Genomic DNA, 25,437 nt, shown 5'->3' with positions numbered 1-25,437 from the left:
AAATATTGAAAGTCTTCTATCTTATAATTCCCCTTGCGATCGCAAAGGTAACAGTTCTTTCCTTAGAATGCCAAAAAACAATATAGGGACACGATAGTATCGTGTCCCTACAAGAACATTTTTCAACCACGAGAAAATTATCGCCGCTTGGGAGTGGCGCTGCGGCTGGTGCGTTTCTCTTCATCTCGGCGACGGCGATCGCGCCAATCTGCCACGGTTAAATAACCAATACCACCGGTGACTACTACAAGCAGCAGTACGGCAACTAAAGCTAAAATACTCAAAAATGGACTTTCCACAATGCCTCTACAGTCCGTTACGTCCCCAAACTACCATTGCAATTGACCAAGTGAACACAACTAACAGCGATACCCAACCTAGTGTCAAAATCTCCATAGTCCCGCTTTTCAAATAATTACAAAAGGTTTCTAATATTTATCATACAGGGATTGGGCAGGCAGAGATTTTTTTATAAATGGCATTGTAACTTTGATGGGCGATGTCTACGATGGTCACTTAGCTTGTCGTACCCCTCCGGGGAAGCAAGCTACGCGCAGCGTCTCGTAGAGAAGTGCGGGCTACGCCTACGCAAAATATACACCATCTTTCTTGGTACTTAGTACTTCAAGCATTAATTAAAGACTAATGTAAAAAAATAGCGATCGCGCTTTCTAGCTTGATGGTTTGGGAATACTAGGGTTACGGGTATATATTTCAAATCCAACAACCCCTAGTATTATGCCGACATTTTTCAACTATCCTTTCCAATCTAACGGTTTTATTCCCCACGGACATTGTTATCTCTGGCAAACTGGATTAGTTTGGCTTCACATTATTTCTGATGCCACGATCGCTCTGGCTTATTATTCTATTCCCTTCCTACTGATTTACTTTATTTCCAAGCGCAAAGACGTTCCTTTCAATGGAGTCTTTTTGTTATTTGGTGCTTTTATTATTGCCTGCGGTACTGGACACTTGATGGATATTTGGACGCTTTGGCATCCAAACTATTGGGTTGCAGGTGGTTTAAAAGCTATAACTGCCATTATTTCCATATACACGGCATTTGCGTTATTTTACCTGATGCCTCAAGCTCTCACACTACCCAGCCCAGCCCAGTTAGAAGCTATTAATAAAGTCCTTTCAACAGAAATTGTCGAACGCAAGCGTATTGAGAAAGAACTACGTCTTGCAGAAGAAGTCGCTCAAAACTCTAGCCAAGCCAAGAGTGAATTTCTAGCCAACATGAGTCATGAACTACGCACACCTCTTAATGGCATCTTGGGCTATACACAAATTCTCCAACGCACAGAATCTTTAAGTGAAAAAGGCCGCAAAGGACTCGGCGTTATTTATCAATGTGGCTCTCATCTTTTAACCTTAATTAATGATGTCCTGGATCTCTCCAAGATTGAAGCCCGGAAGTTAGAATTGTATCCTGTTGATTTCTACTTGCCTGCCTTTATAGATAGCGTGACTGAAATTTGCCGCATCAGGGCAGAACAAAAAGTCATCGCATTTCAAATCGAACTCGATCCTAATTTACCAACGGGTATTCATGCTGATGAAAAACGCTTGCGACAAGTACTGATTAACTTGCTTAGTAATGCCATGAAATTTACTCATCAAGGCAGTGTCACTTTCAAAGCTCAGGTCATTGGTCAAGAATCAAATACTAATGGAAAAATTAACTACAAAATTCGCTTTGAGGTAGTAGATACTGGCACTGGCATAACCCCTGAACAAGCCGAAAAAATCTTCCAGCCCTTTGAGCAAGTGGGGAGTCAGAAACGACAATCTGAAGGTACAGGCTTAGGATTAGCAATCAGCCAAAAAATTGTTTTGTTGATGGGTGGTCAAATTCAGGTGCAAAGTGAATTTGGCAAAGGTAGCACTTTCTGGTTTGAGGCAAAATTTTCAGAATCTAAAGATTGGGCAAAGGTTTCTAGAGTAGTTGAGCAGGGAACTATTATCGGTTATCAAGGAAAAAGGCGCACCATTTTGATTGCGGATGATAAATGGGAAAACCGCTCGGTAATTGTAAATTTACTAGAGCCAATTGGGTTTACTGTTGTAGAAGCTAGTAATGGTCAGGAAGCATGGGTACAGTCTCTAGCCCACGAACCAGACATGATTATCACTGATTTAGTGATGCCGATATTGGATGGATTTGAGTTAATTAATCGTTTACGTCAGGCTGGAGCATTTAAAGAGATTCCGATCGTCGCTTCGTCAGCAAGTGTCTTTGCAATTGACCAGCACAAGAGTATTGATGTAGGTGCAGATGCCTTTTTACCAAAGCCTATAGAAGCTGAAAATCTGCTAGAAATGCTACGACAGTTTTTGCAACTGGAATGGATTTTCGATGCTAAAGTAGAAGCTATCAAAAAAATCTCTACAGATGGCTTTAATCAACAAAATGAGATGATTTATCCTAGCAAAGAGGTTTTGCAAGAATTACTCGAATTATCCCAAGATGGCGATATTCAAAATATTTTAGAATTGGCTGAACAAATTTCTGCATCTGATGAAAAGCTCAATCTTTTTTCCCAGCAACTTACGCAGCTTGCTAGTAATTTCCAACTCAAACGTTTGGAAACTTTTATTGAACAATATATCAATTAATTTTAGTTAAATTCCCATTTTAAATTCATCATGATCAAACCCCCAAATAACGGATTTATTTTAATTGTGGATGATAATCCGACAAATTTATCTGTCCTATGTGCAGCGCTCAATAGTGAAGGTTTTCGTTTTCGTGTTGCAGTTGATGGAGAAACTGCGATCGTTCAGGCTGAACGCAATCAACCAGAGTTGATTTTGCTGGATGTCCAAATGCCCGGTATTGATGGATTTGAGACTTGCCGTCGTCTCAAAGCCAATCCTGTCACCCAAAACATTCCGATTATTTTCACCACTGCCTTAGCAGATACGGAAAGCAAAACCAAGGGATTTTCTCTTGGTGCAGTAGATTATATCCCGAAACCCTTTGCCCAAGAGGAAGTCATTGCTAGAGTGCGCGTACATTTGCAACTCAAAAAATTGACTGAATCTTTGGAACAACAAGTTAGCGATCGCACCAAGGCTTTGCAACAAGCCCAAGTCCAACTGGTACAGCAAGAAAAACTCTCAACACTCGGAGAGTTAATTGCTGGTATTGGCCATGAAATCAACAACCCCATCAATTTTATTTCCAGCAACATTCCACCTTTGGAAGAATACATTGCAGGAGTAACCGAGTTGCTCCTACTGTATGAACAAGAGTATCCCAACCCAACAGCCAAAATTACCACTGCTATTGAAAAATTGGATTTGAACTTCGTTCTCGAAGATATGGTAAAAATTGTGAACTCGCTCCAGCTAGGAAGTGAACGAATTCAAAACCTTTCTAATTCACTCCGCAACTTCTCTCGCTCGGATAGTGATACAAAAATACCTGCTGATTTGCACCAAGGACTAGATAGTACACTAATGATTTTGCAACACCGCCTCAAAGCTAACGGTGATCGTCCCGGAATTGAAGTTATTAAAACTTATGGAGTATTACCAGAGGTAAACTGCTATTTAGGGCAGATGAATCAAGTATTTATGAACATTCTGGCAAATGCAATTGATGCCCTTGATGAAGCTATAATCCAAGGCAAAATGAGCAATCTAATTCCTGAGATTAAAATTGCAACAGAAATAGATTCTGAACAATTGGTTATAATTCGGATTGCTGATAACGGAATTGGTATTCCTGAACGGCTTAAGCAACGCTTGTTTGAGCCGTTGTTTACCACAAAAACCGTTGGTAAAGGCACTGGACTTGGCTTGTCAATCGCTTATGAAATAGTTGTAGAGAAACACAAAGGTGTATTAGATGTAAATTCTCAACCAGGTAAGGGAACCGAGTTTATCATCAAAATCCCCATAAAATAGAAGCATTTGATTAATTACAAAGTTGCTCTAGTATTTATCATACTGGAGATAAGGAAAAATTTATCCAATACTTAATCACTAATTTCTATACTAGAGTGAATCCAATTTTAGATCCTCAATTAATGGCAGAACGCATAGAATCCCTCAAAGCTGGAATAGTTGGAGGTTTCTCTGTGTGTTTTGCTTTTGTACTTCTCAGTCTTTTAAATACTTTTGTACTAGCGAAGTATTTTCATATCCTTGCAAGTCTGCACAGTGATATTAACTGGCACTTGTGGATGAGTGTTGCGTTAGCAAAGCTTGCCGCCAGTTGCGGCATCGCAACTTTTAGTGGCTTACTATTTGGTGTCACTTACCGCTATATCATCCGCTCAGATAAAAATCCTCAACTTAAGGCTGGTGGGGTTCTGGCCTTTGGTTTGGTGCGGGGATTGACTCAGATAGAGCTTGGGTTGAATTCGATTACCACAATTTGGTCTTTTTTAGTATTAGCGGTAGAAAGTTTATTGTGGTTTGCGTTTGCTGCGATCGCTCTTGATCTTGCGATCAAACTACGTTGGATTAAACCTTTTTCATCAATCTAAATTTCCTTTCTCTAAGTATAGTAGTCGCATATAGATGTGAAATCCTACAAGGGGTTGTGGCGCAAATAGATAAAAAGCTGGAAGCATTACGATTTTGTAGTATACTTAATACAATTAGCGTACAAACACTACTTGTGTAATATACTGCGTAACCTTTAAAACTAAGTATAAATAATCACCATTATTTGTTCTCAGTATTTCTTCCCTAATATGCAAACTAAAATATCCCACTATTATTTGATAGTCGATCTGGAGGCTACGTGCTGTGACAAGAAGACTATTCCTCGTCACGAAATGGAAATCATTGAAATTGGTGCGGTGATGCTCAATCGAGCAACATGGGAAATTGATTCTGAGTTTCAGCAATTCATCCAACCTGTGAGACATCCACAACTGACAGATTTTTGTACCCAACTGACTAGTATTCGGCAGCAAGATGTTGATGAAGCATCAAAATTCATTGAGGTAGTTTCTGGATTTAAAGAATGGATTTATTCATTTCCCAATCATATTTTTTGTTCTTGGGGTAATTATGACAAAAAGCAATTTATTCAAGATTGTGCATTTCATAATTTTCCTTATCCTTTTACTTCAGAACACATAAATATCAAAGAGGAATTTTCAGAATATCTTGGCGTATCTAAAAAATTTGGTATGGCACAAGCTCTTAATGAGCTAGGGATAAAATTGAAAGGTATACATCATCGAGGCATTGATGATGCTCACAATATTGCATCTATCTACAGACAGATTAAAAGCACAAAATAAACTGAATAATGGAAAATTCGTAACATACCATTTTAAAATGTTGCGGTTGATTACGAAAATTGTTGCTACAAAATTATTTCTAGTCAAAAGGATTTTTAGAGGAACCTTTTTTGCTATTGGGTGAGTATTCAGAACAATTCATAGCTTCTCCGGTAAGAACAATAGAAGGATTGACTGCACATTTTAGATAATGATTATTTGAATAAAATCGGCACTTTTTACAAGGAAGTTTGTGTAAGCCGTTAATAGAGATAACCATTTTATCATCTAAAAATGCCCGGATTTTTTGCAATATTAGAAAAAAAACTACCCAACCAATTAGAAAGCCAACAGGAGATAAGGATATCGCTAGATCGGGGATGCTTAATTCATGTGTTTGTGCTTGTTCATTTCTTGCTTCACTCAAGTTTCCTTGATGTAAATTCCTATTGGCTACTACAGTTTTTTGCAAACTTAGATCGTGATACATATTATTTACCTTTTCCTATATGTATTTACTAACTTGATTTTTGATAGTCGGTTAACTAGAAATTTAGAACCATAACAAACTTAAAAATTATCCATATTTGTTCATAGTAGATATGTAAATATCAAAAGCTTTGAACAATAAGGGTATGTATGGATTAGATTGTTTCATGTGTATTTTAATTAACTAACAATCACTACACAACTGTCAGTAGCACATATTTTAATGTTTACAATGGTTTAATTATAGGTTTAGCAAAATAAGACTTAGCCTATATCTGCCAAGAGTTTTGCTTGTTATTTTAAGTTATATACCCAAGGGAAGAAATTAGAGAATGGACTTATAACTGGATATTTCTATGTTAGGATAAATATAAAAATATTTTTAAAATTTTCTAGACATTAAAGCTGTATCACTTTCCAGTTATTTTTTTATAAAAATCTTGAATGCAATGATAGTTGTATTAGAAATTTATTTATTAGAGAATTTTCGCTGGCAATAGAGATTTTGGGGCGCGTTAAATAGCCCCATACACTTGTAGTTATTAATTCTATTATTTTGATATTTTTTTGCTCTAATTACCTGATAGAGTAATATATATATCTGGGTCAAGTGGGCTATCAAAGAATAGTCTCTCATCAGATTGCAAGCCAATAATATTGATTTTGAGGCTACAATTCATGATAAGATTTTCGCGAAAAAAAATAGTTTTTTTCTTCACAACAATTGTGCTGGCAATTCTGGCAATTTCTCATCAACCAGTACTAATAGCTGAGGCACAATCTTCAACACCAACACCAACGCCTGCTAGGTCATTTTCCCCTGTAGCTTATCCTAATAGGGCACTAAGCGCTTTCCCTGCACAGCTACCACCATTGCCTTATGGTTATGGGGCATTAGGAAAAGCTATTGATGCTGAAACGATGAAGTTGCATCATGACGCACACCACGCTAGCTACGTCAAGAACTTAAATGATGCATTAAAGCAGTACCCGGATTTGCAAAAAAGAAGTGTTGAAGGTTTATTAGTGGATTTGAACAGTGTACCTGAAGATATTCGGACAAAGGTACGTAATAACGGTGGTGGTCATCTCAACCACACGATTTTTTGGCAACTGATGAGTCCCGACAGTGGTGGACAACCAACAGGAGCGATCGCTCAAGAAATTAACCAAACTTTTGGCAGTTTTGATGCCTTTAAAAAACAGTTTAACGCAGCAGGTGCCGCTCGTTTTGGTAGTGGTTGGGTTTGGCTAGTACGCAATCCTCAAAATCAACTCCAGATTGTAACTACAGCAAATCAGGATAACCCAATTATGGATGGTTTCTATCCGATTATGGGTAACGATCTATGGGAACATGCTTATTACCTTAAATATCGCAACCGTCGGGCTGAGTATTTGAATAATTGGTGGAATGTTGTGAATTGGCCCCAGATTAACAGGCGATCGCAACTTTCATCACAACAGCCTCGTTAGCAATACCATCAGGGATATCAAACCGCTTATGGAAATCTTTATAAAGCTACCTCTAGAGGTAGCTTTCTTTATAGCACTGCTATGCATCTACATTCTTTTTTAACGTGAGTTCGATTCCCTGCCTTGAACGCAAGTTCAAATCTCTCCCTCTCCGACTCGAAGAGGGACGGTTTTGCGTAGTAAAACTAGGGAGAGGTTTCAATATTTACGCTAATTAGGCGGTTACTAAATGAGTCGTCGAACTCACGTTTTTTACCAGATGTCTAATTATGAATTACGGATTTTTAAAGACCGATGTTTAGAACTAACTATGTATAGTAGAACAATTAGCAATACAAGCGCTTTGATCATTGATGGCTCCACTACCTTCTTCACTTCCGTAGGGGGTTTAGGAGTAACGTTACACGGAATCTCAATTATCTGTGTGTGATCGGAGCCACTACCACTAGGAGTCAGATCGCATTCGCCTTTGCTGGTGAGAGACAAAGGTGTAGGTGGAGGTGTAGGTGTAGGTATAGGTGTATTTCCTTGAGAAACAGATGGTTGACCCGAAGAACTATCGCCATCCATTAATAGAATCATCGCTATAACAAGAGCTCCAATTCCTAATGGCCAGAGTGGAAAGGAATCAGGACTGTCTGCTACAAAGACTTCTCCCTCAGAGCCAGGGATATCAAAGGCTATTGTTTCTCCATCCAACGGTACTGGACTGTCACTAACCAACATATCTCCTGGGATACCTTCTCCCAAAAGCTGATTGAATTCTTCTGGAATCGCGTTGTTGGGTCGTCCAAGTTCCCCACCATCTTCGGAGTATGGATAGGATAGTAGCTCAAAAACCCTCTTTTCGAGTTGGTTTGGATCTCCAGAATTCAACGCATCCAAGCCTGTAGAGATTTTATTTATATAAAAATTCGTCATCTCTGGCGACAGACCTAAAGATTGAATTTGCTCCTTAATGTTAGAAATTTTTGAGGCTTCTTCAAACAGCAGTCGTCCGTATGAGAATTTCAAGTCTAGTAGTCCATCACGGAGGCTGACCGAGTTATTGCCTCCTGAGTATGGAGACCAGTAGAACTGGTTTGTTACCAGTCCGAGTCCTTCTACTGGATTGCGACCAAAATGTTGTCCAAGAAGGTATTGAGAGCTATCCATGATTGCGGGGGATTCGTTTCTCCAAAAAGAGGCGTAAGGCACCGCAGTGAGATTGGGATTGTTACCGTAAAAGCTAGCGAAATTCTGGAAATTTTTCTCCCCACCGGCTGCTCGGATCAGGAGGTTTTGATAAGTACTCCCACCATTTAATTCCACTAATTGTTGGATTACCGATCCAGTTTTATTGCAGGTCAGACCAAATCCCACATTACATCCAGGAATGACTCGCATCTGCTTCAAATTCTGGTTATTGATTTGGTACTGGAGATACTCAGACTCTAATCCTTGTTGGATACCATAGCGTCCAATATTGAGTTGTGCAAAAGCAGACTGACACGTAGTAAGTCCTACTGCAAGAGATGAGAATGCGATCATTGCAAAACGAACCGCTTTCGATATTGCAATTCTTTGAAAAATTGATTTAGGCAAGATGCACCTCCAGTAAACGACAGCAATTTAATTGGGCTGAGAATTCGGTATTGGTTCTTCTCCCCAATCTCCAGTCCCCAACCCTCAGTCACCAATCCTCACTCCCAAATTCAATTCTTAGGTAAATAAATGTTGATCGTGATTCCGGTACCTTTGAGATTTCCTGATGAGAGTGTGTGATATAAGACCATTCCCCGATTTGGTTGATCGAAAAGAAACGCACGACGTGTAGGTTTGATCTTCCCTTGCTTTACTAAAGAAACGAAGGCTTCTAAATATCTACGTATACCTTTGCGGTTCTCTTGAGTTGTATTCAGATGATGCTCGATCAGCATCATAAAGAAGTTCAAGCTACGATTTTCTTGCCCCTGAATCAGACTGCCCTCATCTAGAAAGGAACTTGCTATGAGCCTGTTATCAACTCGTTTAACCTTAAACAGAGTAAAGTAACGCCCTTCCTTTTTCGGATCGTTCGCATAACAGACCCAAGAACCCTCTTTATTTTGAGTAAAACCTTCTTCAGCAAGGTAAGAAAGCAAAGAATTATTGGCCTTAGTCTGTGGTGGAGGTAATAAATCTTCAATGGGATCTAAAGAGCAAATCCTCTGTGTTGTTTTCCGTTGAGACACAGCAGCAGCCTCCTGGATACGGAGGCGCAGTGGCTTGTCAGCAGACATTGCCATGCTAGACATTGCAGCCAATACAGACACTTGGAGAGCGATCGCTCCAATCAAACGAACAATGATATTCATGTTTTACCTGTTACTTTTACTTACGTTGTCAATAATCAAGTCGTTACTAAATCAGGATTGATTTAGCAGTCCTAAACCATTTGTCAAATTTAAGTGTTTGCCTTATTTGATCGAGGTCGCTTAAGTTTTCACTAGTCAAATAGGAATTTTATATATAGGTAACTAAGCACAAAGATAATCAGTATCTAAAGAAAAGACACAATCTTAATGTTTTGTTGGCAACAAAAAACGTGCTTTCTGTTACTTTTCTGTATACAAAAAACCCTTGACATTGCGTCAACACTTTTATATTTACTGTTGTCTAAATTTTTGCCGATGCTAAGAGGTTTTTATGCCTTCTTCGCTGGCTATCATGATTCCTAAAAAAGGGGTTTTTTAGCTCTTTAGTATCTTATATAAGCAGAGTTTCAAAAGCTCCGTGCTTTGCACATTAATGCTTTTGGTGATTTCCTTGCTGGGTTGAATAACTTTTTGTTTTTTGGAGGTAGCACGCCTGACTAGCTGTTTCAGCATGGTCGTAAGTTGATGTATAAATAATATCTCATGACAGTAAAATAATATTACCATGAGCTTGAGACATGCAACTGTATTGTGGACAGTTATCAAAGTTGTACACAGTGAATCGTAACTATCTCTCTATGAAATTTCATGGCAAATAGCTGAGAGTCAAAGTCCATTTACTTATATATCGTTAGTATTTTTAAAATATAGTACTCTTGTTCTTAGACTATTCATTTTTTTGTCTTAAATATAACTTGTATTTAAAAGGCATACGTATATCAAGATATTCTTATTGCTCGATAAGCTTGATTATTTGAACTTTAAGCTAGAAGCGATGCCTGCGGCGGTAAACTACGCATCATATCAAGTCTGGGTAATTAATTCTGACTCCCACAGCAATTGCACCGCTCCCCCATACATCAAAAGGATAAAAAAAGCGTATCTTTGACTACAATTAAGATATTAACTTGGTATTTTTACAAGCCTTGACAGTATGAATGTGGAATTTTTTAACAGGATTCCTTTTATGCCTTTAGTATTACTATGGCTAGCTTACACTCTCCTGGGATGGTACCTTGCTGCTAATCATATTGTTTGGTTAGTGGGAGCATTTGTTGCTGCTATGGTTATAGTTATTGTGCGAAAGAGTACTTCTTGGTTAGAGCGTTTAATTGAATTTGGATCTCAAACTTTAGCTGTCATATTATTTTTAAGTATATCAATTGCTTTTGTAGCAACTTGGTCGCTATTATTAAGGCTTTTTCTCATACCTTTAGCAACTACGCTTTTAGCTGATTTGGAAATGCGTTTTTCTGGCTTTAACAAGCTAGATTCATTCTGGATTTTAACAGTTATAGCAGTATTAGGTTTGGTTGTGGGTGAATTAATCGATATTCTACTTTTTCCAAGTAGTAGGTACTAAAAAATTAAGAGTAAAAAGAGATTTTTATAATTTATTACTCGCTAATCCCTACTAATCTCAAATTTTAGGTGATTATTAGATAATCTAGCTGCTTATCGAGGCAAGGCACGATTACCCACAATTAGTCAATCATTCTCTAGATTAATTTGACATTCTCCCCACCTTGCTCTGAAAAGCATAATTGAAGCGATCGCGGAATGTGGCGAGATGGATATTACCGCTTGAAGACATATCACTAATGATTGTCATTTTTGAGTCACATTTGTTTTTAACCATAGAGACATAGGTAAAACAGTGCAACAAAAGATGAAACAAAGCGGAGAGTTCCCACTCAACACTAGTAAGGAAGTAACGTGAGTAGACGTAAAGACTACAGTTTGCTTCAGCAGACAGCAACAACTGAAGTAGCAACACCCAAGCCATCGCTGACATTACCAGATGCAGTGGCTCTGATTGTCGGTATTGTCATCGGGGCGGGGATTTTTCAAACTCCGGCTCTAGTGGCAAATCAAGCAGGTAGTAATATTGCTGTACTATTTCTTTGGCTAATTGGGGGTGTGGTATCTCTGGTAGGAGCGCTGTGCTATGCAGAGTTAGCCACTGTCTATCCTGATGTTGGTGGTGTCTACTATTATTTGAAACGTGCATTCGGGCGGGGAGCCGCCTTTTTATTTGCCTGGGCGCGGATGACAGTAATTCAAACTGGTTCTATTGCTCTGTTGGCATTTGTTTTTGGTGATTATGTTTCTCAGATATGGCGGCTAGGAACGTTTTCGTCTTCTATTTATGCGGCCATCGCGATCGCACTTTTAACTGCTTTGAACATCATCGGTTTGCAGCAGGGTAAGTGGACGCAAAACTTGCTAAGTGCAGCGAAAGTTCTGGGTTTGTTGCTGGTAGTGATTCTTGGGCTTACCGCCATTCCTAATTCTGCCCCTCCTGTAGAATCTGCATCATCAGGAACCTGGGGATTAGCGATGGTGTTTGTGTTGTTGTCTTACGGCGGTTGGAATGAAGCGGCTTACATCTCCGCAGAAATTCAAGATGGACAACGTAACATTGTGCGATCGCTAATGTGGAGTATTGGGATCATCACAGCCATTTATTTACTAATCAATCTGGCTTACCTACGAGGACTAGGATTAGCAAACATGGCCCAGTCGGATGCAGTAGCCGCAGATTTAATGCGCTCTCTTTGGGGCGCACCGGGAGCCTTGTTTATTAGTGTATTGATTGCGATCGCTACTTTAGGAGCAACCAACGCCACAATCTTTACCGGAGCGCGTACTAACTACGCACTGGGACAGGATTTTTCGCTATTTGGTTTTATGGGACAATGGAAACAGCGTCCAAGTAGTCCCACCTATGCCTTATTTTTGCAAGCAGCGATCGCTTTAGCACTGGTTTTTTTAGGCACGCTCACCCGCAAAGGCTTTCAAACAATGGTGGATTATACCGCCCCAATATTTTGGTTCTTCTTCTTGCTTTCTGGCATATCCCTGCTGGTATTGCGAATCCGTGAACCCCACATAGCACGACCATTCCGTGTGCCATTTTATCCTTTCACACCATTGCTCTTTTGTGCAGTCTGCGGTTACTTGCTTTATTCCAGCTTGGTTTATACAGGCGTGGGAGCAATTGCAGGTGTTTTAGTTGTCGCAGCAGGTATCCCCCTGTTGTTCTGGAATAACTATCGCCAAGGTAGGACTTAATACAATTTTGGATCGCACTTTGATGTGCTTCCAGCGCAAATTGGATTTTGGATTGTGCAACCTAAACCTCATGTGAGTTGTTTTATTAACTACAACTACTGAATCAAGGAAAAAAGTTATGAACTTCAAAAAAATTCTGTTTTTACTGGTTACAGGCGTTAGTATAAGCAGTTTGGGAATTGCTGGGTGTACGCCAACACAGCAAGATTTGGAAGCTGGGATACAACCTTCTACTTTAACGGGTCAGACCGAAACTGAAACACCATCTGCAACAACTCCTACAACTCAACTACAAGAACGCCCCGGCGATGTTCCTTATGTACCTACACCACAACCAGTAGTAGATGCAATGTTGCAAGTGGCAAAAGTGGGTAAGAATGATGTGCTTTATGACCTTGGTAGTGGTGACGGAAGAATTGTCAATACTGCGGCACAAAAGTTTGGTACGCGCGGTGTTGGCATAGATATTAACCCTGAACGCATCCAAGAAGCTAATGATAATGCTCAGAAAGCAGGAGTAACCGATCACGTCAAGTTTGTGCAACAAGACTTGTTCACCACTGATTTTAGTGAAGCAACAGTAGTTACACTTTACTTACTGCCAGAGGTTAATGCTAAACTCCGTCCGAAGCTTTTGAAAGAACTCAAACCTGGTAGTCGCATTGTCTCCCACGCCTTCGATATGGGCGATTGGAAACCACAGCAGACTCTAAATGTAGAGGGAAAAACTATTTATTACTGGGTAGTTCCTGAACAAGTACCAGCAAATTTGCGATAGGAACTAACCAATTTGTAATCTAAGAGGCATTCAGATTCAAGTTGAGTTTCCATCTCTTGGATCTGTAGCCTAATTTTTAGGAATTGAGTTCATAAATTCAAATTTTTGAATTTTAAATTACCTCCATTGGGGGTTGACAAAACAAATTTAGATATTTAGAAGAATAATCTAAAATTCAAAATTGTTTGACTAAGTTCAAATTCAAGCAAGGTCAGGAAATATGATAGGGTTAAATGGAAAGAATGCTTTAATTACAGGTGCAACTTCAGGAATTGGTCAGGCGATCGCTATCAGACTCGCTCAAGAAGGGTGCAACATCGCCACCAATTACCGTAAAAGCCCAGAAGCGGCGGTAGACACAGAAGAAATGGCATTGCAAAAAGCCTGCGGAAATATCAAAAATTGTGGTGTGAAGTCGCTACTGCTTCAGGGTGATGTCTCCCAAGAATCAGACATTATCGAGATGGTCAACACCGTAGTAAAGGAATTTGGCAGTTTAGATATTCTAATTAACAATGCTGGCATTCAAATAGAAAGTCCATCCCACGAAGTTACGACAGCAGACTTTGACCGAGTAATTGCAGTCAATCTCCGGGGTGCTTATCTCTGCGCCCGTGAAACTATTAAACACCTCCTATCTTTAAATCGTTCGGGAGTGATTATTAATATTTCCAGCGTTCACGAAATTATTCCGCGACCGATGTATATCAGTTATTCCATTAGCAAAGGCGGTATGGAAAACCTGACTAAAACCTTAGCTTTGGAATATGCCAACCGAGGTATTCGTGTCAACGCTATTGCCCCCGGAGCAACAGTCACGCCAATAAATCAAGCCTGGATAGATAACCCTGAAAAAAAAGCGATCGTGGAAAGTCACATCCCAATGGGACATGCTGGCTCTTCAGAGGAGATGGCAGCCGCAGTAGCTTTTTTAGCTTCGGATGAAGCCGCCTACATTACCGGACAAACGCTATTCATAGATGGCGGATTGACTTTATATGCTGACTTCCGGGAAACCTGGTCAGCTTGAGAAAGAAGCAAGGGGGCGGGGAGCAGGGGGCAACGGGCAGGCGGTAAGGGAGCAGAAAGGGGATTCGCCAACTCTTAGAGAGGCTGCACCAGCCAACGGCAGAGCTACGTGACCACTCCTGTTGCGTTAGCTTCCGGTAGAGTACGAGAACCACGCTTGGTTGTTGTGGGGGACTCAAACCCATTTTCTGCCCCACAGATTGAGAAAGAGGTCATTTCCCCCTGCCTTTTTGTTGAGTAAGGCTGGCTTACTTTCCATAATTAAGCCGATACATACCATTATTAGTGGAATTAAATGCCCATGACTAGCACCATCGATAAGAACAGTCAACTGGAAGCAGAAGCTTGGGAATTATTGGAAGAGTCGATAATTTATTACCAAGGAAAACCCATTGGGACTGTAGCCGCCCACGATCCTGAGTCAGATGCACTCAATTATGACCAGTGCTTCCTCCGCGATTTTGTCCCTTCTGCCTTGGTGTTTCTCATGTATGGGAAAGCAGAGATTGTGCGTAACTTCTTAGTAGAAACACTGAAATTACAAAGTCATGAAAAGCAGATAGACTGCTTTGAACCGGGAGCGGGATTAATGCCTGCCAGTTTCAAGGTTCATTCTAAGGGAAATGAGGAATTTTTGGTCGCTGATTTTGGTGAGCAAGCGATCGCTCGTGTTCCTCCGATTGATTCTTGTATGTGGTGGATTCTTTTGCTACGAGCTTATGAAAAAGCTACAGGAGATTTGTCACTAACCCGTCAGCCAGATTTTCAAGCCGGAATCAAACTAATTTTGGATCTTTGTTTAGTACATCGCTTTTCCATGTACCCAACAATGTTAGTTCCTGATGGCGCGTTTATGATTGACCGTCGTATGGGAGTCTACGAACATCCTCTAGAAATTCAGGTGTTATTTTATGCGTCCTTGAGGGCTGCTAGTGAATTGCTTTTATCAGATGGAGATGGCGATAGCTACCTTAGCAAAGTCAATAGGCGATTGGGATCTTTGAAATATCATATCCGCAACTATTATTGGCTAGACCTGAAGCGATTAGGGGAAATCTATCGTTACAAAGATAACGAATTTGGTAAAGAAATTGTTAATAAATTCAACATCAACTCAGAATCAATTCCTAGTTGGTTGACCGAGTGGTTGCCAGAAACGGGAGGATATTTAGCAGGAAATCTGGGGCCGGGACGGATTGATTTTCGCTTTTTTGCTCTGGGAAATCTGATGGCAATCTTAACTTCCTTAGCAAGCGAAAAAGAATCTCAAAGCATTATGAATTTATTCGCCCAACGTTGGCAAGACTTGATCGGCTATATGCCTGTTAAAATTTGCTTTCCCGCAATAGATGGTTTAGAGTGGAGAATTGTTACAGGATGTGATTCTAAAAACAGGGCTTGGTCTTATCACAACGGTGGCAACTGGCCAGTTTTACTCTGGTTATTTGCATCGGCGGCGCAGAAAGCAGGTCGAACAGAACTTGCTCAAGCAGCGATCGCTATTGCCGAAAAGCGTTTATTGAAGGATAAATTCCCTGAATACTACGATGGCAACAATGGCCGTTTAATTGGCAAAGAAGCCAGAATTTATCAAACTTGGAGCATTGCTGGATTGCTGGCTGCTAAAAAATTTGTAGAAAATCCAGAGTATTTGGAACTAATCAGTTTTGCAGAGGGTCTTGAAGTCCCAGGCTGTAGCCTGTAGGTATTTAGCGTTGTCATTATCAGGGTGTCTCTACTAACTATTTTCCCAGTCCCCACTCTCCCCTAGACCTCTTATTTAATCATGAGAAGGGAAAAGTAACCTCAAATTCTCAAAGACTCGATAACTGATACACTATATTGTAAGAGGTATCTGAAGTGTCATACTTAGTAATATCATCAGATAGTCTTTGCATCCTTAACACGTTTTAACGTGTATAACACATGAAAACTACTTCAGATTTAATTCCAGAATTTGAAAAACTATTCAGACAAAAATTACAACTAAATAATTGTAAACTCAGAAAAAAAAGACAAGAGAATAATTATGAAATTATTACTCCAGCTAAAGACATTTTTTTGATGTATTGGTCTGAATTCCCAGAAATTAACTTAATATACCAGGCTGTAGGGGTACGCACTCAGCAGACTAGTGTTTATGAACGTGCTATCCGTTCGCACATTAGTTCTTGTTTGAGTAGTATTCAGGAAAATCCTGCCTCTGAAACACCATTATTGGTGAAATAACTAATACTTAGATAACCCACTAATATTTACTGAACTCTCGCCAGTTTTTGTAATATAACTGACGAGAGTTTTCCACCTAAAATCTGTTGATCGTAGAGATAAAAATGCAATCTGAAAAAAATCAAGATCGAGATCAGCTAGATTATAAAACCTTGTTAGCTAATGCAAAGCAAGCCTTAAAACTTGAATATCATAAATCAGCCGCTTTAGCGTCCCAACTGCAAGCCATAAAAACCCAGTTAGAGCAAGTTGAGGCTGAAAACAAAATTCTAAGGGAAAGTGCTTATGAAGATGTAGTTAAGCACTTTGAGGCGCGAACTCAAGCAGCAGAAGCACTCGCATTAAAAACAGAAGTACACAAAAGATTCCTTGAAGCCAATGGTTGCAAGGATGATGAGAGCTTTGATACTCTATGGGATAGCATTAAAACCTACATTCCGCAGGTAAGAGAGGAGATCAATGGTATTTTTGATGAATGACACCATCAGTATCAGAAATAAGAGTACAAGATATTGACCACTGTGGGATAGTGGCAGGGATTATTGATCAAATGTGTTTGGTAGAGCAAATCAACCAAATACTGGGAACACATCACCAAGAAATAGTCAGTTCAGGTCAAGCAGTCAAAGCAATGATTCTCAATGGCTTGGGTTTAGTAAGTGCGCCACTATACCTATTTGAGAAGTTCTTTGTAGGCAAAGCCACAGAGCATTTACTAGGGGAAGGTATAAGTCCAGAACACTTGAATGATGACCGCTTGGGCAGAGTCTTGGACAAACTGTATGAAGCGGGATTAACACAAGTATTTGTGACAGTAGCACTGGCAGCAGCCAAGAAGTTTGGGGTGGAAAAGGACAGTTTACACTTGGATTCAAGTTCGTTTCATGTGCATGGAGAATATACCAACAACTCAACAGAAGGTTCAGGCAAGCCAAGAGAGATAACAATCACAAAAGGATACTCAAGAGATCATCGACCAGACCTGAAACAGTTTATTGTAGACCTGATGTGCAGTGGAGACGGGGATATTCCTCTATATCTAAATCTAAGAGTGGCAGATGGGAATGAAGCCGACTCAGCCGTGTTTGCTCAAATCTTGAAAGAATTTCGTCACCAATGGGAAATAGATGCTTTGTTTGTAGCGGATGCAGCACTCTACACCGAAGGCAATCTTAAACAAATGGATTCTTTGCGATGGCTATCACGAGTTCCAGCCACACTGACTACTGCCCAATTACTCTTGGAGAAAATGAGTCAGGAAGCTTTTGTGGATAGCATAGTCACAGGCTACCGAATAGCAGAGTGTTGCTGCGATTATGGTGGAGTCAAACAGCGTTGGCTAGTGGTGGAAAGTGAAGCTCGTGCCGCAGCAGATTTAAAGCAACTGGAAAAACGTCTGACTAAGCACCTCCAACAAGCACAATCTCAACTGCGACAGTTGTCACAACAAGAATTTGCTTGTGCCGCAGACGCGATACAGGCTTCAGGGCGTTTTGAGGCTCAGCAACGCTTTCATGAACTTGCTGAACTAGAAATTATCGAACACAAACGCCATGCCAAATCAGGCAGACCACGTAAAGATGCTCAACCACAACAGTGTTACTATCAAATTCGTGCGACTGTTGTACCTAACGAGCTAGCAATTGCCACTGAAAAACAACGAGCCGGACGTTTTATTTTGGCTACCAATGTTCTTGATGCTCAACAATTGAGCAATGATGACTTACTCAAGCAGTACAAAGCCCAGCAATCTACTGAGCGTGGTTTTCGTTTTCTCAAAGACCCTTTATTTTTTACCAGCAGTGTTTTTCTCAACTCGAAAGAACGTGTTGCTGCTTTAGCAATGGTCATGGGTCTATGCTTGTTAGTTTACACTTTGGGACAACGGGCGTTACGCCAAGCTCTAGCTCAAGCAAAACAAACCATCAACAATCAATTGGGTAAACCAACTGCCTCTCCTACGATGCGGTGGGTGTTTCAATGTTTCATGTCGATTCATCTGGTAACGATCGCTGGCTTTCAACACATTACCAATCTTACTGACGAACGACGATGGATTCTCCAATTTCTTGGTGCGCCTTGCCGAAAATATTATCTTCTCACCTGATATACCTGCGGAATGTGGGTTAAAAATAAGATTCAGATCCAAGACGGCGAAGTGAGAATCGTTGCTCCAAATGGCACTCCCAAATTCACCTTAACGGGTAGCATGATGACTTTGAGGGATTTTATTCAATCCCTCAAGAAAGACCCAATCTCGGAAAAATTTTTCTTGAGCTAGAGAGCCAAATTAATCAAAGGCTTTCGCTACAAGTAGACTAAAAATTCTAGCAGAAAGCTATTCATCTTCGTCTCCTGGCGGTCTTTCGCTCTCGCTTTGTTGGGCGTTCCACTCCAAAATAATGCGTTCCAACATCTCAGACTGTGTACAGCTATTAACATCCGCGTACATTTTAATCAACTGCCTCACTTCGGGACTAATGTGACGGATCTCTAGTTGGTTATTTTGTAGCATGTCCATTAACTTTTAGTGTCTATTACATTATGTTGAACCATTAAACTATGTCTGTTGCAATAAATTTTGTTAATGGCGATCGCTGTCTATCCCCTGCTATGTAATGATTTTTACTTTATAAATAACCTCTTAACCAGGTGGGGCTGCTTCTTCAAAGGGACGAATAATTGCAGGGGCTGGTGTAACTTCTGGTTTAAAAATTCCCTGTAAGGCTTGTTCTAAGGTTTGGGCCATGACAATCCGGTTTTCGTAAGCCACAACTACACGCACCAGAGTTGGTAGACTATTCTGTGTTGCTTCTAGATAGATTGGCTCGACATAAAGCAGCGATTGCTCAATGGGAATTACTAATAGATTGCCTTGAATGGCTTTCGACCCTTGGCGATTCCACAGGGAAATTTGCTGAGAAATTACCGGGTCTTGGTTGATCCGCGCCTCGATTTGCTCTGTACCGTAGACCAGCCTTTCTTTTGGAAAAGTATATAACAATAACTTACCGTAATTAACACCATCCGATCGCGCCGCTAACCAAGCGATTAAATTAGTCCGTTGCCTAGGAGTATAGGGTAGAAACAGAATAAACTCTTCTGTACGAGAGGCTGCGCCAACAACAGGTGCAGTGGGTAGACTAGTAATCAAATAGTATGGCTCTACCGGACGAGTTTCACTGCCATAGATTTCATTAGGAATCTGCCACTGGTCTTCCCGATTGTAAAATACCTGGGGATCGGTCATGTGATAGGTCATCAACCGCTCAGATTGAATTTTGAAAAAATCCACCGGATAGCGGGTATGACTGCGGAGATTAACAGGCATTGTACTGAGCGGTTTAAACATTTGGGGAAATATCCCTGACCAAGTGGCAATGATTGGATCGCTGGGATCGGCAATATAAAAATTGACAGTGCCGTTGTAGGCATCAATTACTACTTTGATAGAATTGCGAATGTAGTTGATCCCATCGCTGCCAGTGTCTGAGTAAGGATAGCGATCGCTCGTCGTGTAGGCATCAATAATCCAGTAAAGATAACTGGGATTACTGGGGAAATCTTCATTAGCAGCAGCAGCTACTAAATAGGGATCGCTGTCAAATTTCAAAAAAGGTGCGATCGCTTGAATTCTTTGCTTGACATTTCGCCGCAGTAGCAATTTTGTCTCTGGTAAAAAGTCCTGCGTCAGCACCATCTGCCAATCTTTCAAATGCATGGCAAATAACCACCGTCGCCATACTGAACCGATTTCCACGCCACCAAGACCATCGTAAGAGTTGTAAACATTGTCACTACCACTGGGGTAGTCTAACTCTCTAACTCTTGTGCCAGTCATTACGTAGGTATTGGCTATTTCACCGTAATAAATTCGGGGTTGACCAATGGGAATGCTTTTACGAATGGCTGCACTAGAAGTTGTGAGGGCGCTACTATCATCACTAATATCTTTGACAAAATATTCTGGTAGTCCACCAGGCCCAACTGTATTAACTGGGCTAACAGTAAACCCAAAACCGTGGGTATAAATTAAATGGCGGTTAACCCATGTTTGAGCTTCCTGTGGTACAGTATTGTAGTCTAATTCTCGTGCGGCAATCAGTACCTGCCGCCGTTCTGTTGCTTCATCCACTTCCTGCTTAGGTTCTGATGACTTTTGGGGCGTTGATGGTCGGGGTGAAGTTATATCTGTTTTCAGAGTATATCGATCAATATCGGCATCAGGGAAGCGATAATACGGCCGAATTTGTTGCAGTTGACGGTTAGTTTCTAACAGTGGTCGCTGATCCCAAAGACGGATATTCCGAATTGTCAAGTCATTCTTTTGAATATCAGCTTCAGTCAGTGTTCCTTGAGGGTTGAAGCCTGTGGAATCGATCGCTTCTAAATCGAACGCTTGACGAGTCAAGGCGATAGTCCGCTGAATGTAGGGTTGCTCTCGCTGCAACTCATTAGGTTGGACAATTAAATATTGGACTACCGTTGGTAAAACAACGTCAGCCGCTACAACTAATATTAAATAAATCCCCAACCCGTAAAATACCAAGGAACGATACCGAGATTTGGGTTTCCAGAAAAACGTTCGCCAAAGTAGGTAAAAGGCGATCGCTACAGCCATAACACACAATATGGTATAAGCTGGCAACTGGGCTGTCACATCTGTATAGCTAGCACCATAACTTACACCACGGCTAGAATACACAAGTTCATAGCGACTTTGCCAATAACTCAAAGCCACTACCAACATCAATAAACCACCCATACCGAATAAATGACGCTGCTGCTGGGGCGAAAAACCAGGGAAAATCCCCTGACTTAAACTATCCGCCGACAAAAGATAAGTGAGAGCAACGGCGACGAAACCATACAAACATAATCCCATCAGCCACAGTTCTAGCAGTTCCCAAACGGGTAAAGAAAATATGTAAAAGCTGATATCTCGACCAAATAAAGGGTCAGTGCTGTTAAAAGGGGTGGGGTGGAAATATTGCAGTACCTTTGGCCAGTGTTGGAATAGGATGAATGCAAAAATGGGACTGAATATAACCGCGATCGCAGTGAGTAAAAATTGGGGATAGATTAAGATTGCGATCGCTACTCCCACGATTAAGCCGACATACCAGACTTGAGAGACAATCTGCCTCAAGAGTTGCCAGATTGTCTCTAGTCGAAATAGGGCGATGGGTAGAATAGCCTGATTAACTGGAGAATGCCAGTAAGAAAGAGCAATTTGACCATAGTGAGCCAGCATTAATCCAATCAACAGGCTCAGTATTAGGGTTAGGGGTAATAACCCGCGCAATCTCAATTTTTCAAAGCGTTGCGGTGTAAGTATCCGGGTTTCGTCGCGTCTTGAATAATGAGGGCTGAGAAAATTTGTTAATTCACTTATGAGTTTTGCTTCTTCACGCCTAACTTCCTCAATCTTCAGAGACTGGGAATATTTTAGCTGTTGTGCTAGACCCAGATTTAGCAGTAGATAGGCAGCAGTTATCCCAGCTACTGCTACCCACAAAACACCACGAGTCATCACTCTCAACAAAAATACTTGGAGGTAGCCGACTTCCTGAAACCAAAAAATCTCTGCTCCAATGCGGGAACCGAGATCCAACAGTAACCCCAGCCCCAAGAATAAAATTAATAGTCTAAAGCCCCATTTCCAGATCATTCCTTGGCAGCCCAACTATCTGCAAAGCCAAACTTACAGCATCAACGAAGGTATTTGATGCTTTCCCAAAAATTATTACTACTTTCCACGATAGCTGAATTCAGCGACACCTTAAAATTTATATCCGAAAGTCAAAATTTAATTCATGCACTTTACAGTCGAGAGGCTTTGATTCTTGCTCCTCAAGGCTAGCAAGGAAGGGGCTGGGGGTTAGGTTTGAAAGAAAGTTGCACACGGCGCTAAATAGGTCGTTTCAGGTTTTATTAATCATTTTTTGATAGGAAATATACTCAGGCGCTAGGGGTAATTCATGTAGATGCAAAGGGGTGGGGTGAGCCATTCCGGTGAACGGGTTCTTCGGCATCAAGGAACTGGCATTAGCGTACCCCTGTACGTAGGGCTTACCGATTGCCCTGACGACAAATGTGATTTTAAAAATCATCCATATTTGGTATTTCCTATCAATGCGTAAGTATTATATTATTGTTCATTTTATGTAAATAAATTCTTCAAAAGGTATCGCTTAAGCACAACTTTTTTCAAATTATTTAAATTCTTCAATACCTGATGAGGTAAGGAAATTGGGGATATGTATAAGTTCTCAGTGAGATTAACTAAGAACAGAGATAATACTGCATGACTTAAGATGAATATATACTCCCATTCACATGGATTCCCAGTATGCTCTGTTGTGTGAATCCCGATTGTCAAAAACCCCTAAATCCTGATAAAAATAACTATTGCCATAGTTGTAGAGCAGAATTAATACCCCTGCTGGGAGGTCGCTATCGTCCCACTCAGGTGTTGTCAGATGAGGGTGGATTTGGTAGAACCTATTTAGCAGAAGATGTACACAAACTGAATGAATGCTGTGTTGTTAAGCAATTTGCCCCAAAACTTCAGGGAACTGGGCCACTAACAAAGGCCATTGAACTATTTAAACAAGAAGCAAGTCGGCTACAAGAACTCGCCGAACATCCACAAGTTCCAACTTTATTGGCTTATTTTGAGCAAAATGGCTATCTGTTTTTAGTGCAGCAATTTATCGATGGGAAAAACTTGCTTAAGGAATCGGAAAGGCGCGGAAACTATAGTGAAACAGAGATTCGCGAACTTTTGCTAGATTTACTGCCCGTGCTGAAGTTTATCCATCTTCGGGGAGTGATTCATCGGGATATCAAACCACAAAATATTATTCGTCGTCAAAGTGACGGGCGATTAGTGCTAATCGATTTTGGAGCCTCTAAGCAGCTGACAGCAACAGTGCAGACTAAAATGGGTACTGTTATTGGCTCACACGGTTACACTGCACTTGAACAGATGCAAGATGGTAAAGCTTACCCAGCCAGCGATTTATTCAGTTTGGGGGCGACTTGTTTTCATTTACTGACTGGGATTCGCCCATCTCAACTGTGGATACAACAAGGCTATAGTTGGGTTGGGTCTTGGCGACAATATGTAATCAGTTCAGGTAAAGACGGCGTTTCTGTGTCTATAGAGTTGGGTGAAGTTTTGGATAAGCTGTTGCAACTAGATATCCAAAAGCGTTACCAATCGGCTGATGAAGTCATCGCTGATTTGACACCTGGGCTATCATCATTTTCATCACTGCCCGTAACTGTACTTACATCAACATTTGCATCTACTCCAGGTAACAAAAGACCAGTTTCACTAAAGCTAAATAAGACGTTAAAAAGTCAACTGCTGTTAATTTCTAGCATTTTGGTATTGGGATTGGGGGGAGTTTGGTATTTCCAGACTCACCCCCATACGATGAGCGAATATTCTCCGTCTATTTCTCCGCCCCCAAAAAGCGATTTTCTACCCAAAGCCTTCAAAGGGCATTCCAGCGATGTGAATTCTGTAGCTTTCAGTCCTGATGGCAAAACCCTTGGTAGTGCCAGTGATGATAAGACAATCAAGCTATGGAATCTGGCTACTGGAGAGGAAATCCACACTTTAGAAGGACATTCCAATTGGATTTGGACTGTAGCCTTCAGTCCCGATAATAAAATCCTCGCTAGTGGTAGTGCAGACAAGACAATCAAACTGTGGAATGTGGAGACAGGAAAATTAGTCCGCACCTTAGAGGGAAATAACGACGGAGTTACTTCTGTAGCTTTCAGTCCTGATGGCAAAACTCTTGCCAGTGGTACTGCTAGTAAGGATAGGAAAATCAAACTGTGGAATTTGGAGACAGGAAAGTTAATTCGCACTTTAGAGGGACATACTGATGGTGTTCCATCTGTGGCTTTTAATCCTGATGGCAAAACCCTGGCTAGTGGTAGCTGGGATAAGACAATTAAATTGTGGAATCTTAATACAGGAAAGCAAATCCGCACTTTGAAAGAAAATGCAGAGTCGATTCTTACAGTCGCTTTTGCGCCTGATGGTATCACCCTTGCTAGTGGCAGTAAAGACAAAACAATTAAATTGTGGAATCTCAATACAGGAAAGCAAATCCGCACTTTAAAGGGACATAAAGATAAGGTTAATTCTGTTGCCTTTTTGCCCAGTGGAACTCAAAATGGGCTTACCCTTGTCAGTGGTAGTAGTGACAAGACAATTAAGCTGTGGAATCCGTTAACAGGCAAGGAAATTCGCACTTTAGAGACGGGTTCTGGATATATTTATGCGATCGCCATCAGCCCCGATGGACAAACTATTGCTGGTGGTGGAAGTGGTGAGAATATTCTCAAAATTTGGCAGACGATTCACTAAAAAGTGCAAAAGTTTTTGCACTTTTTAGTAAAAATGTCAATTTAAAATCGTGGGTATACATATTTATGGCATGGAAGTGTCACACAAAAATGACAAGGAAAGCCTAAGTTATAATTTAAATAAAAATGGAAGATTCAGTATTTGTTATCTTTCTTTCTTTTGGGTTTATTTGGGTTTTGATGGGAGTTGTAGGTTGGATTGCTTTTCTAAAATCTGAGGGTGAGGAAATTAAGTTTGGTAAGTGGGGACTTATTGTTGCTATTCCAATCTTAATACCGATAATTTTTACTTTGATTATTGGTATCGTTTATCAGAAGTAAG

At 40.6% G+C, this 25,437-nt stretch carries 22 protein-coding genes; 15 read left to right on the top strand and 7 right to left on the bottom strand.

Annotated elements, in window-relative coordinates:
* Window positions 1-137 precede the first annotated feature (137 nt).
* Complete coding sequence (locus FBB35_RS21535) at window positions 138-299, bottom strand: hypothetical protein (RefSeq protein WP_012408301.1); 162 nt, start codon at window positions 297-299, stop codon at window positions 138-140.
* Window positions 300-306: 7 nt separating this feature from the next.
* Entirely contained in the window at window positions 307-396 is a 90-nt protein-coding gene (petN, locus tag FBB35_RS21530; RefSeq protein WP_012408302.1) for a cytochrome b6-f complex subunit PetN, read from the bottom strand.
* 342 nt (window positions 397-738) lie between these two features.
* Here petN and FBB35_RS21525 point away from each other — a divergent pair, with 342 nt between their 5' ends.
* The 4 genes from FBB35_RS21525 to FBB35_RS21510 all read left to right on the top strand — a co-directional run bounded on the left by FBB35_RS21525 (window position 739) and on the right by FBB35_RS21510 (window position 5,273).
* Window positions 739-2,625, top strand: a complete 1,887-nt coding sequence (locus tag FBB35_RS21525) for an ATP-binding protein (RefSeq protein WP_174711321.1) — start codon at window positions 739-741, stop codon at window positions 2,623-2,625.
* Between the two features lie 30 nt (window positions 2,626-2,655).
* The gene (locus tag FBB35_RS21520; protein WP_174711320.1) at window positions 2,656-3,921 is read left to right on the top strand and encodes a sensor histidine kinase; all 1,266 of its coding nucleotides are present in this window, start codon (window positions 2,656-2,658) and stop codon (window positions 3,919-3,921) included.
* A gap of 122 nt (window positions 3,922-4,043) precedes the next feature.
* Window positions 4,044-4,505 (top strand): hypothetical protein, encoded by a 462-nt coding sequence (locus FBB35_RS21515; protein WP_174713733.1) that lies wholly within the window; start codon window positions 4,044-4,046, stop codon window positions 4,503-4,505.
* A gap of 210 nt (window positions 4,506-4,715) precedes the next feature.
* On the top strand, window positions 4,716-5,273 hold the full coding sequence (locus FBB35_RS21510) for a 3'-5' exonuclease (protein WP_174711319.1): 558 nt from the start codon (window positions 4,716-4,718) through the stop codon (window positions 5,271-5,273).
* A gap of 79 nt (window positions 5,274-5,352) precedes the next feature.
* Here FBB35_RS21510 and FBB35_RS21505 read toward each other — a convergent pair whose 3' ends face one another.
* A complete protein-coding gene (locus FBB35_RS21505) occupies window positions 5,353-5,742 on the bottom strand; it encodes a hypothetical protein (RefSeq protein ID WP_174711318.1) in 390 nt (129 codons plus the stop codon).
* 677 nt (window positions 5,743-6,419) lie between these two features.
* Here FBB35_RS21505 and FBB35_RS21500 point away from each other — a divergent pair.
* Entirely contained in the window at window positions 6,420-7,217 is a 798-nt protein-coding gene (locus FBB35_RS21500; protein ID WP_302480924.1) for a superoxide dismutase, read from the top strand.
* A gap of 267 nt (window positions 7,218-7,484) precedes the next feature.
* Here FBB35_RS21500 and FBB35_RS21495 read toward each other — a convergent pair whose 3' ends face one another.
* Together FBB35_RS21495 and FBB35_RS21490 are read right to left on the bottom strand one after the other, a co-directional pair.
* A complete protein-coding gene (locus FBB35_RS21495) occupies window positions 7,485-8,801 on the bottom strand; it encodes a hypothetical protein (protein ID WP_254625652.1) in 1,317 nt (438 codons plus the stop codon).
* 110 nt (window positions 8,802-8,911) lie between these two features.
* Window positions 8,912-9,553 (bottom strand): hypothetical protein, encoded by a 642-nt coding sequence (locus FBB35_RS21490; RefSeq protein ID WP_174711317.1) that lies wholly within the window; start codon window positions 9,551-9,553, stop codon window positions 8,912-8,914.
* A gap of 994 nt (window positions 9,554-10,547) precedes the next feature.
* Between FBB35_RS21490 and FBB35_RS21485 the strand changes: the two genes are divergently transcribed.
* The 8 genes from FBB35_RS21485 to FBB35_RS21450 all read left to right on the top strand — a co-directional run bounded on the left by FBB35_RS21485 (window position 10,548) and on the right by FBB35_RS21450 (window position 18,831).
* The gene (locus FBB35_RS21485) at window positions 10,548-10,976 is read left to right on the top strand and encodes a hypothetical protein (protein WP_174711316.1); all 429 of its coding nucleotides are present in this window, start codon (window positions 10,548-10,550) and stop codon (window positions 10,974-10,976) included.
* A gap of 353 nt (window positions 10,977-11,329) precedes the next feature.
* Window positions 11,330-12,688: an APC family permease gene (locus FBB35_RS21480; protein ID WP_174711315.1), complete on the top strand. Its 1,359-nt coding sequence runs from the start codon at window positions 11,330-11,332 to the stop codon at window positions 12,686-12,688.
* 118 nt (window positions 12,689-12,806) lie between these two features.
* On the top strand, window positions 12,807-13,466 hold the full coding sequence (locus tag FBB35_RS21475; protein WP_174711314.1) for a class I SAM-dependent methyltransferase: 660 nt from the start codon (window positions 12,807-12,809) through the stop codon (window positions 13,464-13,466).
* A gap of 220 nt (window positions 13,467-13,686) precedes the next feature.
* Entirely contained in the window at window positions 13,687-14,496 is an 810-nt protein-coding gene (locus FBB35_RS21470) for a glucose 1-dehydrogenase (RefSeq protein ID WP_174711313.1), read from the top strand.
* A gap of 294 nt (window positions 14,497-14,790) precedes the next feature.
* Window positions 14,791-16,200 carry a glycoside hydrolase 100 family protein gene (locus FBB35_RS21465; protein WP_174711312.1) on the top strand — a complete coding sequence of 470 codons (1,410 nt, stop codon included), beginning with the start codon at window positions 14,791-14,793 and terminating at the stop codon, window positions 16,198-16,200.
* Window positions 16,201-16,421: 221 nt separating this feature from the next.
* Window positions 16,422-16,724 (top strand): hypothetical protein, encoded by a 303-nt coding sequence (locus tag FBB35_RS21460; protein ID WP_174711311.1) that lies wholly within the window; start codon window positions 16,422-16,424, stop codon window positions 16,722-16,724.
* Between the two features lie 104 nt (window positions 16,725-16,828).
* Window positions 16,829-17,203: a hypothetical protein gene (locus FBB35_RS21455; RefSeq protein WP_254625651.1), complete on the top strand. Its 375-nt coding sequence runs from the start codon at window positions 16,829-16,831 to the stop codon at window positions 17,201-17,203.
* Window positions 17,200-18,831 carry an IS1634 family transposase gene (locus FBB35_RS21450; RefSeq protein WP_174708385.1) on the top strand — a complete coding sequence of 544 codons (1,632 nt, stop codon included), beginning with the start codon at window positions 17,200-17,202 and terminating at the stop codon, window positions 18,829-18,831. The genes FBB35_RS21455 and FBB35_RS21450 overlap by 4 nt, the downstream gene beginning before the upstream one ends.
* Window positions 18,832-19,062: 231 nt before the next feature.
* On the opposite strand, the gene FBB35_RS21445 is transcribed toward FBB35_RS21450, so the two are convergent.
* Both FBB35_RS21445 and FBB35_RS21440 read right to left on the bottom strand, forming a co-directional pair.
* Window positions 19,063-19,245, bottom strand: a complete 183-nt coding sequence (locus FBB35_RS21445; protein ID WP_012408316.1) for a hypothetical protein — start codon at window positions 19,243-19,245, stop codon at window positions 19,063-19,065.
* A 123-nt stretch (window positions 19,246-19,368) separates the two neighbouring features.
* Window positions 19,369-22,395: a UPF0182 family protein gene (locus tag FBB35_RS21440; RefSeq protein ID WP_174711310.1), complete on the bottom strand. Its 3,027-nt coding sequence runs from the start codon at window positions 22,393-22,395 to the stop codon at window positions 19,369-19,371.
* 681 nt (window positions 22,396-23,076) lie between these two features.
* On the opposite strand from FBB35_RS21440, the gene FBB35_RS21435 reads away from it, so the two are divergent.
* Together FBB35_RS21435 and FBB35_RS21430 are read left to right on the top strand one after the other, a co-directional pair.
* Window positions 23,077-25,116 (top strand): serine/threonine-protein kinase, encoded by a 2,040-nt coding sequence (locus FBB35_RS21435; protein WP_174711309.1) that lies wholly within the window; start codon window positions 23,077-23,079, stop codon window positions 25,114-25,116.
* Window positions 25,117-25,241: 125 nt separating this feature from the next.
* Window positions 25,242-25,436 carry a hypothetical protein gene (locus tag FBB35_RS21430; RefSeq protein ID WP_174711308.1) on the top strand — a complete coding sequence of 65 codons (195 nt, stop codon included), beginning with the start codon at window positions 25,242-25,244 and terminating at the stop codon, window positions 25,434-25,436.
* The last annotated feature ends 1 nt before the right edge of the window (window position 25,437 follow it).

The organism is Nostoc sp. TCL240-02 (assembly GCF_013343235.1).
Taxonomy (GTDB): domain Bacteria; phylum Cyanobacteriota; class Cyanobacteriia; order Cyanobacteriales; family Nostocaceae; genus Nostoc.
Note: the sequence above shows the minus strand (reverse complement) of the source record. Positions and strands in the feature narration are given on the sequence as shown.